General features: G+C 60.8%; 15 protein-coding genes. 3 read left to right on the top strand and 12 right to left on the bottom strand.

The window, feature by feature from the left end:
• Positions 1-26 precede the first annotated feature (26 nt).
• Positions 27-2495 carry a DNA topoisomerase (ATP-hydrolyzing) subunit B gene (gyrB, locus tag AW06_RS16125; protein WP_034952088.1) on the top strand — a complete coding sequence of 823 codons (2469 nt, stop codon included), beginning with the start codon at positions 27-29 and terminating at the stop codon, positions 2493-2495.
• Between the two features lie 49 nt (positions 2496-2544).
• On the opposite strand, the gene pyrF is transcribed toward gyrB, so the two are convergent.
• Positions 2545-3357, bottom strand: coding sequence for an orotidine-5'-phosphate decarboxylase (gene pyrF, locus AW06_RS16120; RefSeq protein WP_034952066.1), 813 nt, complete (start codon positions 3355-3357; stop codon positions 2545-2547).
• Positions 3358-3593: 236 nt separating this feature from the next.
• Here pyrF and AW06_RS16110 point away from each other — a divergent pair, with 236 nt between their 5' ends.
• Positions 3594-4187, top strand: a complete 594-nt coding sequence (locus tag AW06_RS16110) for a hypothetical protein (RefSeq protein ID WP_034952086.1) — start codon at positions 3594-3596, stop codon at positions 4185-4187.
• Between the two features lie 99 nt (positions 4188-4286).
• On the opposite strand, the gene aroE is transcribed toward AW06_RS16110, so the two are convergent.
• The 9 genes from aroE to nifH all read right to left on the bottom strand — a co-directional run bounded on the left by aroE (position 4287) and on the right by nifH (position 11874).
• Positions 4287-5111 carry a shikimate dehydrogenase gene (gene aroE / locus AW06_RS16105; protein ID WP_034952060.1) on the bottom strand — a complete coding sequence of 275 codons (825 nt, stop codon included), beginning with the start codon at positions 5109-5111 and terminating at the stop codon, positions 4287-4289.
• Positions 5112-5147: 36 nt separating this feature from the next.
• On the bottom strand, positions 5148-5471 hold the full coding sequence (locus tag AW06_RS20970) for a hypothetical protein (RefSeq protein WP_171047381.1): 324 nt from the start codon (positions 5469-5471) through the stop codon (positions 5148-5150).
• Positions 5472-5519: 48 nt separating this feature from the next.
• A complete protein-coding gene (locus tag AW06_RS16100) occupies positions 5520-6494 on the bottom strand; it encodes a hypothetical protein (protein WP_034952057.1) in 975 nt (324 codons plus the stop codon).
• 12 nt (positions 6495-6506) lie between these two features.
• Positions 6507-7232 (bottom strand): dinitrogenase iron-molybdenum cofactor biosynthesis protein, encoded by a 726-nt coding sequence (locus tag AW06_RS16095; RefSeq protein WP_034952055.1) that lies wholly within the window; start codon positions 7230-7232, stop codon positions 6507-6509.
• A gap of 17 nt (positions 7233-7249) precedes the next feature.
• Complete coding sequence (locus AW06_RS16090) at positions 7250-7447, bottom strand: 4Fe-4S dicluster domain-containing protein (RefSeq protein ID WP_034952053.1); 198 nt, start codon at positions 7445-7447, stop codon at positions 7250-7252.
• Between the two features lie 23 nt (positions 7448-7470).
• Positions 7471-7695 carry a putative nitrogen fixation protein NifT gene (nifT, locus tag AW06_RS16085; protein WP_034952050.1) on the bottom strand — a complete coding sequence of 75 codons (225 nt, stop codon included), beginning with the start codon at positions 7693-7695 and terminating at the stop codon, positions 7471-7473.
• 64 nt (positions 7696-7759) lie between these two features.
• Positions 7760-9328 carry a nitrogenase molybdenum-iron protein subunit beta gene (nifK, locus tag AW06_RS16080; RefSeq protein ID WP_034952048.1) on the bottom strand — a complete coding sequence of 523 codons (1569 nt, stop codon included), beginning with the start codon at positions 9326-9328 and terminating at the stop codon, positions 7760-7762.
• Between the two features lie 63 nt (positions 9329-9391).
• Positions 9392-10885, bottom strand: coding sequence for a nitrogenase molybdenum-iron protein alpha chain (gene nifD, locus AW06_RS16075; RefSeq protein ID WP_034952045.1), 1494 nt, complete (start codon positions 10883-10885; stop codon positions 9392-9394).
• A gap of 80 nt (positions 10886-10965) precedes the next feature.
• Entirely contained in the window at positions 10966-11874 is a 909-nt protein-coding gene (gene nifH / locus AW06_RS16070) for a nitrogenase iron protein (RefSeq protein ID WP_034952043.1), read from the bottom strand.
• Positions 11875-12051: 177 nt separating this feature from the next.
• Between nifH and AW06_RS16065 the strand changes: the two genes are divergently transcribed.
• The gene (locus tag AW06_RS16065) at positions 12052-12918 is read left to right on the top strand and encodes an NAD(+)--dinitrogen-reductase ADP-D-ribosyltransferase (RefSeq protein WP_034952084.1); all 867 of its coding nucleotides are present in this window, start codon (positions 12052-12054) and stop codon (positions 12916-12918) included.
• A gap of 146 nt (positions 12919-13064) precedes the next feature.
• On the opposite strand, the gene AW06_RS16060 is transcribed toward AW06_RS16065, so the two are convergent.
• Both AW06_RS16060 and AW06_RS16055 read right to left on the bottom strand, forming a co-directional pair.
• On the bottom strand, positions 13065-14420 hold the full coding sequence (locus AW06_RS16060) for a GAF domain-containing protein (protein WP_034952041.1): 1356 nt from the start codon (positions 14418-14420) through the stop codon (positions 13065-13067).
• Positions 14417-14920: a hypothetical protein gene (locus tag AW06_RS16055; protein WP_034952083.1), complete on the bottom strand. Its 504-nt coding sequence runs from the start codon at positions 14918-14920 to the stop codon at positions 14417-14419. The genes AW06_RS16060 and AW06_RS16055 overlap by 4 nt, the downstream gene beginning before the upstream one ends.
• Positions 14921-15078: the final 158 nt, after the last annotated feature.

Genomic DNA, 15078 nt, shown 5'->3' with positions numbered 1-15078 from the left:
AACAGGAAATGGATACTGGATTCAGCATGATTCAAGAGAACGAGCAGTTTGCCTACGATGAGTCGAGCATTCAGCAGCTCGAAGGTCTGGAGGCAGTTCGCAAGCGTCCCGGGATGTATATCGGTGATACTTCCGATGGGACCGGTTTGCACCACATGGTGTTTGAAGTCGTCGACAACGCCATCGACGAAGCACTGGCAGGTCATTGTGACGACATCGTGATCACCATTCACGCCGATAATTCGATTTCGGTCAGCGACAACGGTCGCGGTATTCCAACCGGCATCAAGTTCGATGACAAGCATGAACCGAAACGGTCTGCAGCCGAAATCGTGATGTGTGTGCTGCATGCTGGCGGCAAGTTCAACCAGAATTCATACAAGGTATCCGGTGGTTTGCATGGGGTGGGCGTTTCCTGTGTCAATGCGCTTTCGCGATGGCTTCGTCTGACCATTTGGCGTGATCACTGGAAGCACTTCGTGGAGTTCAACCGAGGAACTGTCGTCGATCGATTGATCGAAGTCCAGAAGGGGGTCGAGGTATCGCCACTCAGGGTGCTCGGAAATACCGAAAAGCGCGGCACTGAACTGCACTTCATGGCGGATGAGGAGATTTTCGGCCAGGTCGAGTTTCATTACGAAATCATTGCCAAACGCCTGCGCGAGCTTTCGTTTCTGAATAATGGCGTGAAGATTCGTCTGCACGACCAGCGCACCGGCAAGGAAGAGAATTTTGCATTTCTGGGCGGTGTCAAAGGTTTCGTGGAGTACATCAATCGGACGAAATCGGTCCTGCATCCGAACATTTTTCATGCCAGTGGCGATTCGATCAGTATCAATGGCCTGATCAGCGTCGAAGTCGCGATGCAGTGGAACGACAGCTACGCGGAGCAAGTCCTTTGCTTTACCAACAATATTCCACAGGCCGATGGCGGCGCCCATTTGACCGGTTTGCGCGCTGCCATGACGCGGGTCATCAACCGTTACATTGAAGAGCACGAAATCGCCAAGAAGGCGAAGGTCGACATCAGCGGTGATGACATGCGCGAGGGGCTGGCCTGTGTCCTGTCGGTGAAAATGCCTGACCCGAAGTTTGCTTCGCAGACGAAAATGAAGCTCGTTTCCTCGGAAGCGCGCCCAGCGGTTGAAGAGGTCGTCACCGCGAGACTCGCCGAGTTTCTGCAGGAGAGGCCGGCCGATGCCAAAGTCATTACCGGAAAGATTGTGGAAGCGGCACGCGCCCGTGATGCTGCTCGCAGGGCCAGGGAAATGACACGTCGCAAGGGTTTGCTCGATGGCGTCGGTTTGCCGGGCAAGCTCGCGGATTGCCAGGAGAAAGACCCGGCGCTTTGCGAGCTTTACCTGGTCGAGGGCGATTCCGCCGGAGGCTCAGCAAAACAGGGCCGGGACCGAAAGTTCCAGGCGATTCTACCGCTCAAGGGAAAAATCCTGAATGTCGAAAAGGCACGTTTCGACAAACTGATTTCCTCCCAGGAAATTGTGACCCTGATTACGGCCCTTGGAACGGGTATCGGCAAGGATGAATACAAACCCGAGAAGTTGCGTTACCACCGCCTGATTATCATGACCGACGCCGATGTGGACGGCGCGCACATTCGTACGCTGTTGCTGACGTTCTTTTATCGGCAGATGCGTGAACTGGTCGAGGGCGGCCACGTCTATATCGCGCAGCCGCCGCTGTACAAGATCAAGCACGGCAAGACCGAGCGTTACATCAAGGACGATCAGGCCCTGAAACAGTTTCTTCTGACCCTAGCCCTCGAAGGTTCGGTATTGACGCCGCAGGCAGGTGCTCCGGAAATTTCCGGGGCGGCGCTGGAAATACTGGCGAGAGAGTATCTGTTGGCCGAAGCGGTCATCAACCGCCTCTCGCATCTGATCAACCCGGAAGTGCTGCATGCGATGATCGACAGCAATCTCAAGATCGAACTGGCGGATGAACGATCTGCCACCTCCAGTGCCAAGGCCCTGATGGAAGCGGTCGACAACAGGTTGGGGATCAACATCGTGGCGCGTTACGATACAGCTCGCGAACGTTGGCAGTTACGTCTCGAGAAAATCCTGCATGGCAATCTCAAGCTCGGCGTGATTGACGAAGATTTGCTGGTCAGTGGTGACTATGCTCAACTTCGAAAAACCGCCGAGATACTCGACGGCCTTTTTGCTGCAGGTGGTTTTGTGGCTCGCGGTGAAAAGAAGAAAATGGTCAGCAGTTTTGCCGAAACGATGCAGTGGTTGCTCAGTGAGGTCGAGCGAAGCGTGACCAAGCAGCGTTACAAGGGGCTTGGTGAGATGAATCCTGCGCAGCTCTGGGAAACGACCATGGATCCGAAAGTACGCCGTCTACTCAAGGTTCAGATCGAAGATGCGATCGGCGCCGATGAGATCTTCAGTACGCTGATGGGCGAACTGGTGGAGCCGCGCCGCAGCTTCATTGAAACGAACGCGTTGGCCGCACGTAACATCGACGTTTGAATTCATTGTGCATCATGGCCGGCGAGCCTGGAATTTTTATGACCGTTAGTCAGCGGTGGAAATTGATGGCGTTACGGGTTGCCTCGGCGACGCCACGGGCGGTATTGGCGTAGTCTTCACCCTTTCCGGCGTAGAGGATGGCACGCGATGAATTGATGATCAGGCCGACGCCGCTGGGGGTGCAGCCGGCACGTACCGTGGTTTCGATATCGCCACCTTGTGCGCCGATGCCAGGAACGAGCAACGGCATGTCTCCGATCAGCGTTCGCACGCGCGCGATTTCGCTGGGAAAGGTCGCGCCGACCACGAGCGCGCATTGACCATTTACGTCCCATTCCTTGCTGACCAGGCGGGCCACCCTTTCATAGAGTTTTTCACCGCCGACATCGAGGAACTGGAGATCACTACCCCCAGGATTCGACGTGCGACACAGCAGAATGATGCCCTTGTCGCGATACGCCAGGTAGGGTTCGATCGAATCCCGCCCCATGTATGGATTGATGGTGACAGCATCGGCCTGGAAGCGCTCGAAAGCTTCGATGGCATATTGTTCGGCGGTGCTGCCGATGTCACCCCGTTTGGCATCAAGGATCACGGGCGTCGCCGGATGCCGGATATGAATGTGCTCGATCAGTGCTTCGAGTTGATCTTCGGCGCGGCGAGCTGCGAAGTAAGCGATCTGCGGTTTGAAGCAGCAGACCAGGTCTGCAGTAGCGTCGACGATGGCGCGACAAAACTCGAAAATGGCGTCCGGTCTGTGTTGCAAATGGGCGGGAAATTTTGCCGGATCGGGATCGAGACCGATGCACAGCAGGGTATTGTTTTCGCGCCATACCGAGTTGAGGGCTTTGATAAAGTTCATGGGCGGATGACCTGTTGTAAAAGCCTCATTCTAACGGCCATGACATTGCCAGGTACCCCGATCAACATGAAATTCATGGCCATTTCCTCCAAGCTCTCGCCAGCTTGCAGGTGCGGGGAGATTCGTGAGTCGCTGACGCGACTTCCACATTGAAAGGTTTTGCGCCTGGGCATGGCGAAGACAGGATGATCCGCGACGCGCACGGAATTGCTGGCCAGGCAGATTTTAGTGAGGAGATGACCTTGAAAACAATCGAGCAGCACGACTATCTTGCAATGCGTGCCGGGGCATTGGTCATCGAAGCGGATGGATTTGGCGAAAAGGTTCTGCGACTGGCCGACGGTACGATGCTCAAGCTCTTTCGGCGAAAGCGCTGGTTCTCTTCCGCAGCCTGGTATCCCTATGCCCAGCGTTTCGCTGACAACGCGGTCGCGCTGCGTAAACGTGACGTACCGGTCCCGGAGATCATCGATGTCTTGCGAATCCCTTCGATTGCGCGCGACGCCGTACACTACCATCCACTGCCCGGGAAGACTTTGCGCGAGCTGCGCTGCGAAGGCCTGGATCCGGATACCGAACAGGAGCTGAAGAGCGCATTCACCCGTTTCGTGATTCGCTTGCATGAAAGTGGAGTGTATTTTCGTTCGCTGCACCTGGGTAACGTAGTCTGCCTGCCCGATCGGCGCCTGGGCCTGATCGACATTGCGGATGCGCGGATCAGCGGCAGTCGCCTAGGGAAGCACAAGCGCGCGCGCAATCTTCGATGCCTGCAGCGCACTGCTGGCGAAAGCGAGTGGGTGGATTTCCACAAGGTGCTCAATGCCCGATGATGCCTTTGAAAATTCCGGTCAATGCAGGTTGTGCGCATGCGCCTGACCCAGCGCGATGGAACATGCGCCGGTGAAACTATCCAGGAGAAAGTTTGCCGCTCATCGCCGCTGTGCGGCGATGAGCATTTCGATCACGGGCAGTACATCCGGTCGGACGCCGCGCCACAGAAAAAACGATTCAGCGGCTTGTGCAACCAGCATGCCCAGGCCGTCGGTGACGAATCCGGCGCCGCTGGCCAGCGCCTGCGTCATGAAGGGGGTATTTCCCCGACCGTATGCCATGTCATAAGCCAGCGAATCCGGCGCAAAACAGTCGGCGGGGAGTGGCAAGCACTCGCCACCGAAACTTGCCGAGGTGGCGTTGATGAGCACATCGAACTGCTGATCGGCAATGTCCGCAAAGCCGCCGGCGGCAAGATGACCTCGATCGGCAAACCTGGCGATCAGCGCTTCCGCCTTGTCAGGCGTGCGGTTGACCACCAGCAGTCGGGCAGGGCCTTCTTCGAGCAGGGGGAGCAAGACGCCGCGCGCAACCCCGCCGGCACCTATCAGGAGAATCCGTTTGTGACGTAGCGAAATTCCCAGGCGGACCTGAATGTCGTGTACCAGGCCGATGCCATCGGTGTTATCACCAAGCACACCGCTTTCGTCAAACCTGAGCGTATTGACGGCCTGCGCCAACTGTGCCCGCTCGGTCAGGTGATCGGCGATCATCACCGCGTCGACCTTGAAGGGAATGGTGACGTTCAACCCTTTGCCGCCCTCCCTGCAGAAATCGGCCACGGCTTGCGAAAAACCACCGATGGGTGCAGAAATGGCCGCGTAGCTCATGTCCTGGCCGCATTGCCGGGCAAAGGCAGCATGTATGAGGGGTGACTTGGTTTGGCTGATCGGGTTTCCGATCACTGCATAGCGGTCAGTCATGTATTTTCCTTGGCATCAACAACCATCCAGAGCCACTCAACGAGTATGAATTCTGGTAGGAAGAAACTGGTGGATGAATACGGCCAGTTTACTCGCAGCTTTATGAGCATCCTGTCCGAGGATATCGAGGCATCCGCCGCCAAAGAGGCTGTAGCGCTGCCGAACTGAGTCGCTGAGCGACAGCCGCTCGCCACTTTTCTTCCTCGCCCGGGAATTCCCAAAAGCCAAACTGCCCCCGTGCTGCAGCCGCGTACGTAAGGCTGGGTGGATTTTACAGTTTTGCCAAAAGGACACGAACTTCAAGGCGTGGAAGGATACCAGGATGGTGCCGCTCGCGCCCTTGAGGGTGATCTTCGGCACCAACAGTTTCGGTAAGTCCAGCCTCTGCCATTTGCTGCTGGCCCTGAATCAGAAGGCATAAGGCTGGTAAAGCCACTGCTTGACGACCTGTATGTCGCGACCCGGAAGGTAGTTGAAGCCCACGTTGACGTCGTCGATGACGGCACTGGCCAGGGCGTATGGCGCGCTGCGGACGGTCAGCATGTGAAAGAACCAGGCCATCGGGAAGCCAGCGGCCTTGTCGTAGCGGGCCATCGCCTGATGCAATGCCAGCCCCTGCATACCGAAGGTGGCGGCGAACTTCGGGGCCGCCCCGTTCAGCGCGGCCACCGGGTTGGCATGCAGCACGGCTTGCCGATAGCGGTCGAGATGCTCGCGCACGGCAATCACCCAGTGGTTGGAAAACTGCGTCGCGGCGCCGGCGCTGCTGGCTTCCCAGGCTTCGACGAATCGATGGATCGGCTGCGCTTCGGGCTTCTGCACGCGCATGCGGGCGAGGAAGGCGGCCATCGGCGTCAGCCGGCGCAAGAGCAGGAAGGGCGTCCCGATCGGCTCGCTGGCAGCGCAGCAGGGGAAGTGCGCACCGCGCGGATCGATCAGCTCCTCAATTCCCGACGGCAGACCTTCCGCCGCGAACAGCGAATGACAAACGACCTCCTGCAGTTCTTCGATTTCGATCTGGACAAAGTCGGTGGCGCCGGCGCCCGTGGCGGCAACGAAATAATGCGTGCGACCGGTAAGGCGCGTCGCCCGCAGCCCGCGCCCGGCATATTCGTCGCAGAGCGCGGCCATGTCGTCGTCGTGCGCGGCCAGTTCCTGCTCGGCCCAGGTCTCGAGATTGTCCGAAAGATGAGCATTGTTCGCATCGACGACGCCGCCCAGGCGATACCAGCCACCGCGCGACAGGACCTGGCGAAACGTCAGCTCGGGAGCCAGCGCCGCCAGTTCCCTGGCGAGTACCACCGGCCCGGCGCTGGCAGGGACGCGCATGCAAAGTTCGGCAACCAGGCACGACAGATGCTGCCAATGTGAGTCGCTATTCATCGCCGGCAGCCATCATGCCTCCCCGGCGGCGAGAGCGGCGGCGAAAGGAGCGAGCGAGCCGGCTTCGACACCCATGATGCGGGCCAGCCACGGCGGTGGATGGTGCAAGGCCTGCTGCAACTGGGCCAACGCCTGCAGTGCTTCGCCGCCTGAGTCCCCGCGGTTGGCAACCTTGACTGGATGGATACCGGCGCGCACGACCTTGGCCGTCGCCGGGCCACCGATCGACTGTACGTAGACGATCTGGCAGTCATGGATCAGCGCCGCGCGTGCGACGTTGCGATCCTCGGCGTGGTCGGCGGCGAGCGTTGGTCGCACGTCGATCAGTCGCACTTCGACCGGCGACACCTGGTAGACCAGGAAGCGCTCGCAGGACCCGAAGTGGCCGTCGAGCAATTGCTCGCGGTTCGAGGCGCAGGCGACGCGGATCGAACCGGGCATGTCGCCGTCGGCGTAGTGTGCCACCGGCGGCAGATCGTGGTTGGCGATGCCTTCGCCCCAGAGGAGGCGGACCGCCTGCTTGAGCTGCTCGCGCGGAACTTCGCTCTCGACCACGTCGTCCCCCTGCAGCAGGAGTTGCAGATCGGCCACCGTGACGGTGGCCAGTTTGGCCTCGGTCAGCGGCAGCTCCAGTCGCTCGACCAGGGCCGAGATCAGTTTCCGGACCGGCAGACTGCCCAGTTCGCGGGCGGCGAGGGCGACGCGTAGCGCCGCTTCGCGGCTAATCGACTGTGCCATCAGAGCCCTCCCGGAAGCTAGAGGAAGACGATGCAGGATTCGCCTGCCGGACAGGCATCGAGGCACTGCGGCGAATCGAACTCGCCTTCGCATTCGGTGCAGGTGTCGACGTTGATTTTGTACATGCCAGCCTTGCTGGTGATCGAGCTGGTCGGGCAGACCGGCTTGCAGTCGCCACAGGATGTGCATTCGGCCTGGATGATTTTCATTGCCATGAGGTAACTCTCCGTTGCATGTCTTACTCCGCCGCATCCAGTCGCCTGGCGCGCAGCGAGATCGGGAAGCGTGCAGGCAGGGCCTGCGGTTCAATGTAGTAGATGCCGCCGTTGTTGAGCCGAATCTCGCCGCCCCACTTGTCGGCGCTGTCGTATTCCATCGAAACGATGGCGTCCTCCAGATCGCGTTTCGGCAGATAGAACGAGTAGGCGCCGACAGCCGTCTTGCGGACCATGATGTTGGCCATGGGACTTTCCCTTGCAGTTGGCGACGGGAACGGCGAACGTCCCCGTCTGACCGATTCAGCGCACTCAGCGCACCAGATCGAAGTTGTAGTCGGTGGTGGCCATGCCCATCGTTTCAGCGTCAAGATGTTCGAGCACCGCATTGACCAGGGTGGTGACCACCTGCATCGCTCCTTCGTAGCCGAGCGTCGTCTGGCGATGCAGATGATGACGGTCGAACAGCGGGAAACCGATGCGGATCAGCGGCACCTCGAAGTCCTTGCCCTTGTGCAGGGTGTCACGCTGGATGAACTTGCCGTAGCTGTTGCCGATCAGGAAATCCGGCTTGTCGGTAAAGCACAAGGAGCGCAGGTGCCACAGGTCGAGACCGGTGTAGGCTTTGGCGCTACCGCCAAAGGGGCTTTCGGCGATCATCTTCTCCATGGCCTTCAGCCAGCGCTTGCTGCCGTTGTGACTGAGCACGTGTGTCGGCTCGGCGCCGCACTCGAAGAGGATCTTGACCATTCCCATGACAAAGTCGGGGTCGCCGTAGAGGGCGAACTTCTTGCCGTGCAGCCAGGCGTGCGAATCGGACATCATGTCGACCAGGCGACCGCGCTCCCTGGCCAGCGATTCCGGAATCGGCTTGCCGGTCAGTTCCGAGACCTTCATCAGCAACTCGTCTGTCCAGTCGACGCCCATCGGGATGTTGAGCCGTGGCACCTCATGGTTCCAGGTGTTCTCGACCAGCTTCTTCGTTTTTTCGAGCTGGTAGGGTTGCAGCAGCAAGGTGCTGATCGCGTTCGGCGCGTCCTTGATTTCGTCCTGCGTCGTACCGCCAGCGTACATCCTGAACTCGCCGTCGGCCGGCGTGTCGAGGACCTCGGTCGGGTCCGAGAGCAGCGTTGCCTCGACGCCCATTTCCGCCATCATCCGCTTGATGACCCGGAAATTGCCCAGGTAGGTCTCGAAGCCGGGAACGAAGTTGAGCTTGCCGTTCTTGCCCGGCGCCTTGTCGGCCATGCTGTTCAGCGTGAACGAGCGCATGATGCCCTCGAACATGTTGTCCCAGCCGGTGACGTGCGAACCGACGAAGGACGGCGTGTGCGCGAAGGGTACCGGGAACTCGTCCGGCACGTGCCCTTCCTTCTTGGCATTGTTGATGAAGGCATTGAGGTCGTCGCCGATCACCTCGGCCATGCAGGTCGTCGATACCGCGATCATTTCCGGCTTGTAGATGGCGCGCGCGTTCTCGAGGCCGTCGAACATGTTCTTCTGGCCGCCGAAGACCGCGGCGTCTTCGGTCATCGAATCCGAGACGCAGCAGATCGGCTCCTTGAAGTGGCGATTGAAATAGGTGCGGAAGTACGAGACACAGCCTTGCGAGCCATGCACATAGGGTAGCGTCTTCTCGAAGCCCAGCGCGCACAACACGGCACCGAGCGGCTGGCAGGCCTTGGCGGGATCGACGGTCAGCGCCTCGCGCTTGAAGTTGAGATCCTGGTATTCCTGGGTCGTCGTCCAGAGGAAGACCTCCTGCACCTTCTCCGGGGAATGGCGCTCTTCGAACCGTGCCTGCTTGTTCTTCAGCGACGCCTGGTAGTCGTCGTCGCCAAAAAGCGGGAAGCAGGGCTTGATGTCATCTACAGCTTGCATCTACATCTCCTTTGCCCGCACCACCCATTTGTGGACGCGGACACAAGTTGAGGGAAATTTCTTTCAGGCAACTTTCTTCAGCGCGCCGTCTTCGGCCGCCTCGATGGCCTCCGGTTGCTTCTTCCACGGCGGCGTCTGCTTGCTCCAGCAGGGGTTGGAAATCGCCATGTCCATGTCGCGAGCGAAAATCGCAAAGCCGTCGTAACCGTGGTACGGGCCCGAGTAGTCCCACGAGTGCATCTGGCGCAACGGGATGCCCATCTTCTGGAAAACGTACTTTTCCTTGATGCCGGAACCGACCAGGTCGGGCTTCATGCGCTTGATGAACTCCTCCAGCTCGAAGCCGGTGGCGTCGTCGTAGAGCAGCGTGGCGTTGCCCATTTCCTTGATCGTGCGGTCATAATCGTCGTTGTGCGCGAACTCGTAGCCGGTACCGATGACCTGCATCCCGAGATCCTCGTAGGCGCCGATGACATGCCGCGGGCGCAGGCCGCCGACGTAGAGCATGACCGTCTTGCCCTGCAGGCGCGGCTTGTACTTCGCGATCACCGCCTCCATCATCGGCTGGTACCTGGCGATCACGCGCTCGGCGCCTGCCTTGATGTGGTCGTCGAACTGTGCGGCGATCGCGCGCAGCGACTCGGCGATCTTGGTCGGGCCGAAGAAGTTGTATTCCAGCCAGGGAATGCCGTACTTCTCCTCCATGTGACGGCTGATGTAGTTCATCGAGCGGTAGCAGTGCAGGAGGTTGAGCTTGACCTTCGGCGTCTTTTCGATTTCCGCCAGGGTGCCGTCGCCGGACCACTGCGAAACCACCCGCAGTCCCATTTCCTCGAGAAGGATGCGCGATGCCCAGGCATCGCCGCCGATGTTGTAGTCGCCAATGATCGAAACATCGTAGGGTGTGGCTTCGAAGGCTTGACCGTCGCGCTTGTCGAGAACCCAGTCGCGGATCGAATCGTTGGCGATGTGGTGCCCGAGCGACTGCGAAACGCCGCGGAAGCCTTCGCAGCGCACCGGCACGATCGGCTTGTCCATTTCCTTGCCGGCCTTCTTGGCGACCGCTTCGATGTCGTCCCCGATCAGGCCGATCGGGCATTCGGACTGCACGGAGATCCCCTTGTGCAGCGGAAACAGCATCTCGATCTCGCCGATCAGCTTGGCCAGTTTCTTGTCGCCGCCGAAGACGATGTCCTTTTCCTGGAAATCGGAGGTGAAATTCATGGTGCCGAAGGTGTCCACGCCGGTGGTGCCGACGTAGTAGTTGCGGCGACCGGCGCGTGAATACTGGCCGCAACCGATCGGGCCGTGCGAGACGTGGATCATGTCCTTGATCGGACCCCACACCACTCCCTTGGAACCGGCGTAGGCACAGCCGCGGACGGTCATCACGCCGGGCAGGGACTTGCGGTTGGAAGTGATGCACTTCTTCGATTGTTCGATCGACTGGTCGTTGACCGCCAGGTGCTTGGCGCGGTCCTTGCGGGCCTTCTCGGGATACACCTCGAGCACTTCCTGGATCAGGGCCTCGGTTTCTTCACGTGTCAATTCAGACATCCTGTTTCTCCTTTTGGGATGCCGGCACTCATGTGTGCGCGGCAGCCGCGGGTTGAGACGGTATGGTGCGGTGCAGCAGCTCAGGCAGCGGCGAGCGCTTCGGCTTGTTCGGCCGCGATTTGGGCGGCGGTCTTGCCGATGATCGACTCGTCGTCGGCTTCCATGATGCCGAACTCCATCAGCAGTGCTTCGAGTTCGTCCATGGTCACCGGCGTCGGGATCACGAAGTTCTTGTTGTCGACGATCTTCCTTGCCAGGGTGCGGTACTCGTCGGCCTGTGCCGCCGTCGGGTCGTACTCGATCACCGTCATGCGGCGGATCTCGGCGTGCTGGACGATGTTGTGACGCGGGATGAAATGGATCATCTGGGTGCCCAGCTTGGCTGCCAGCGCCATGATCAGCTCATCCTCGCGGTCGGTGTTGCGGCTGTTGCAGATCAGGCCGGCGAGGCGCACGCCGCCGGAGTTGGCGTACTTGACGATGCCCTTGGCGATATTGTTGGCAGCGTACATCGCCATCATCTCGCCCGAGCAGACGATGTAGATTTCCTGCGCCTTGTTCTCGCGGATCGGCATCGCGAAGCCACCGCAGACGACATCACCGAGCACGTCGTAGAAGACGAATTCGAGGTCATCGTCGTAGGCACCTTCTTCTTCGAGGAAGTTGATGGCGGTGATCACGCCGCGACCGGCACAGCCGACGCCGGGTTCCGGGCCGCCGGATTCGACGCACTTGATGCCGCCGTAACCGACCGACATCACATCCTCGAGTTCGAGGTCCTCGACCGAACCGGCCTCGGCGGCCAGACCCATCACCGAGTTCTGCGCCTTGCTGTGCAGAATCAGCCGAGTCGAATCGGCCTTCGGGTCGCAGCCGACGATCATCACCTTCTTGCCGATTTCCGCCAACGCGGCGACGAGGTTCTGGGTGGTGGTAGACTTGCCGATACCGCCCTTGCCGTAGATGGCGGCTTGACGAAGTTTTGCCATGATGCAATCTCCTTGTTGAAGTCCTGCGTTGAAATCATCTGAAGCAAGGAAGAATCCCGCGCTCCTGACAGGGCTTGTGCACAGACCGTGCCAGCTCCGGCTGTAATGTCTAACTAACTGAAGTGAAAAGATTTTCATCGATTGCTCACCGCTTCCGGAAAGGACGACGAAACGCCGATGTCTGACATTCCCGCGGATATTTGTCGCGCTCCCGACAAGGCCAGCGAGTGCCTGCCGACGCTGCCCCGCCTTGCCCGCTTGCCGATCAACCGCTGCAACCTGCCGGCCGACATCCTCGGTGGCCTGACCTACCAGCGACATCCGACGCCCTTGCAGATCGACGGTGTGGCCGACCTGCACAAGCCCTTGTGGGCCCTGCTGGACGACATTCCCGGCGCTGGCGAGCGGGCCGGGCGTTTCGCGGTTTACATGGAGAACCACTTTTGCCTGCGGCACCCCGAGGATGCCGGCCTCGTCAAGGGCCAGTCCGGCGCGCGCGCCAAGGCCAGTTACCTGCGCGTCGTGCGCGGCTGGGCGTTCGACAGCGAGAGCCGGGAGGCGGCGGTGTTGAAGGGCTGGGTCGAGTCGCGCTTCGGGCTCACTCCTCGCCACCATGGCGAACCGCTGCGCGAGCCCGGCAGCACCGCCTGGCAGCGCTATGTGGAAATCCGGGCGCAGGGACTGCGCGGCACCAATGCCCTGGAGGCCCAACTCGACCTGCTCTACGCCTACACCCAGTACGAACTGGCCCGGCAGTTTCCGCAGCGCACGCACTTGCGGCTGTATCGGGGCGTGAACCGTCTCGCCGAGCACGAAACGGTGCAGGACAGCAGGCAGGGGGAGAAGGTGCTGCTGCTCAACAACATCAATTCCTTCTCCCGCTCGCGCGAGCGCGCCGGAGAATTCGGCGACGACCTGCTGGCCGTCGATGTCCCCTTGCCGAAACTGGCCTTCTTCAGTTGCCTGCTGCCGGGCATGCTGCGCGGCGAGGACGAGTACGTAGTGATCGGCGGCCTCTATCGAGTGCGGCTGGCGCGCTTCTAGACGGGTTGCTTGCCCGCGGCTCAGGCGGTGCCGGGAGTGGCTTCAATCTATCTCGGAATGAATGGGGCACGTATCAAGCCGGGATGACGCATGCAGCGGGGCGATACAACGAACAGCGGGATCGGCGGAGGAGCGCCGGCCACAGGTCAGAGGGGCGCAGCCACGCTCAGTTGCAGCGGCCGGCTCACGTTGAGGCGGAAACGACCGCGCCCGGTTTTCTCGATGGCGATGAAGGAACAACGTTCTGCTAGCCGGCGTTGCAGCAGGATCAGACGGGCGTCCAGGTTGTCGGTGATATCCGGTAGGCCAAGAGTGGGATCCAGGCGCAGTTCCCGGTTGGTGAACTCGGCACGACCTGCGTCGATGTATTCCCGCAGCAACTTCCAGATAATGGCGCCGGCCACGCCCTTGATCAGGTAGTCGTTGTCCACGAACACGCTGTGGTCGGCGGGAAAATGGCGGATAAGCACCGGTGTACCCTGGGATGCCGCAGCGGTCGGGCGGCTGGAGGCGGGTGCGGCCGGTTCCGGGGGCAGATCCGCGCTGCGGGAAAGGTAGTCGATGCACATGGCCAAATGACCCGCCAGGATCACCAAAGCGTCCTCGTCTTCAAAAGTGAAGCGCTGTTCCTCGGCGCTTTCCACCAACAGCACTCCCAACAGGCGTTCGCCCAGTAGCAGGGGCACGGCCAACTGGCTACCCGCTTCCGCCAGACCTGGGAAGGGAATCTCGGTTTCCAGGGCGTAGCCATCGACACTGGCGGCGAAACGTTCCCGGGTGGCGTGGCTGTAACGGTATTCCTGCACCGCATACCCGATGCGGATGGGCGTGCGCTCCCCGGCGGCGACGCCAACGATGCCTTCGCCCATGCACATCTCGGAGCCCACGCCGGACTCCGCGTAGCCCCGGCTGGCCACGGTGTAGAGCCGTTTGCCGTCCGGGTCTGCCATGAGCAGCATGGAATGGCAGATGTCCCAGTGCCGTTCCAGGCCTTCCAGCATCGTGTCGAGCAGGTGGGCGAGATCGGCGCAACCGGCGAGAACGGCCTGGCAGGCGCGCAGGCCAGAGAGCAGGTTGGCGCGCGGAGGGATGTCGGCGTCCACGTCGCCACTCACCGCCACCACATCCAATACCCGGTAGATGTCGGAACCCAGCAGGCGGAACACTTTGCTCATGCCCGAGTGGGAGGCGATGGCCGCCAGCCGGGCTTTCATATACGCGAACAGGGGCCCCGCGGTTTCGGTACGCAGGTATTCAACCTGGAGGCAGAAGTGAGCGGCGCTCACCGGGTCCACCACCTCCACCGTGGCGCGGTGGTTAAGGAGGATGTTTTCCCGGGTCTTGTTGAAGAACTGGTAAGACAGGGCCACATGCCCGTCGTCCACGAAGTGGACGTGGGAAAGCTTGGCGACGTTGGGCATGCCGTCCGCCGCGCAGGTAGCGATGGTGGCGGGTACCGCGCCCTCGAAGCAGCGCCGCAGCGAGCGCAGGCTGAGCGTCATAGCTTGGGCTCCAGACGCATGCCCGCTTTGGGTCCGGGGGTCTGCTCGAACACCGCTTCGGGGGTGAAGGCCACACCCACCGCATCGTCCCCGGCCGGCGCCATCAACGCCCGGGAGAAGTTTTCCGAATAGCCCAGGGCCATGATCTCGGCGATGAACGCGGCGCCGCTGGCCAGCATGATCTCCCGATCGCCTGCCGCCAGCCGCTGGATGCGCGCGCCGGCGGCCTTGAGCTGGAGGGTCACGTGGGTGGCGGGTCTGCTGAAGACGGCGGCGATGGGCGCGCCCGCCGCCAGATCGTCCAGGATGTTCCGGGAACGTGGGTGCGAGAGAAACACCACCACTTCCTGCCGGTCCGCCGACACGCGGCAGCCGAAGGCCCGGGCGATGGAAGGCACCCGGGCAGCGTCGTGGGACGCCACGTTGATCGCTACCGGGCCGCCCAGAAACGCGGCTTGCGCGGCATCCAGCAGAGGGGGGTTGGCTTTCGTTGGGAGCATGGCGGCAACCAGCAAATGTCTCAATCAGGAAGGTTGGGTGGATTCTACAAGCTTAGCTCGCGCCCACGTTCCGGCGCCCTTTAGTAAATTATTAGCAATTCGGTATGAAACACTTAGCAACGCGCCTCGCCGCGGGAGCCTAGCAGCTTGTCGGACTT

The organism is Candidatus Accumulibacter cognatus (genome assembly GCF_000584975.1).
In the GTDB taxonomy this organism is placed as follows: domain Bacteria; phylum Pseudomonadota; class Gammaproteobacteria; order Burkholderiales; family Rhodocyclaceae; genus Accumulibacter; species Accumulibacter cognatus.
The sequence above is the reverse complement of the archived record's forward strand: the minus strand, read 5'-3'. Positions and strand labels throughout refer to the sequence as shown.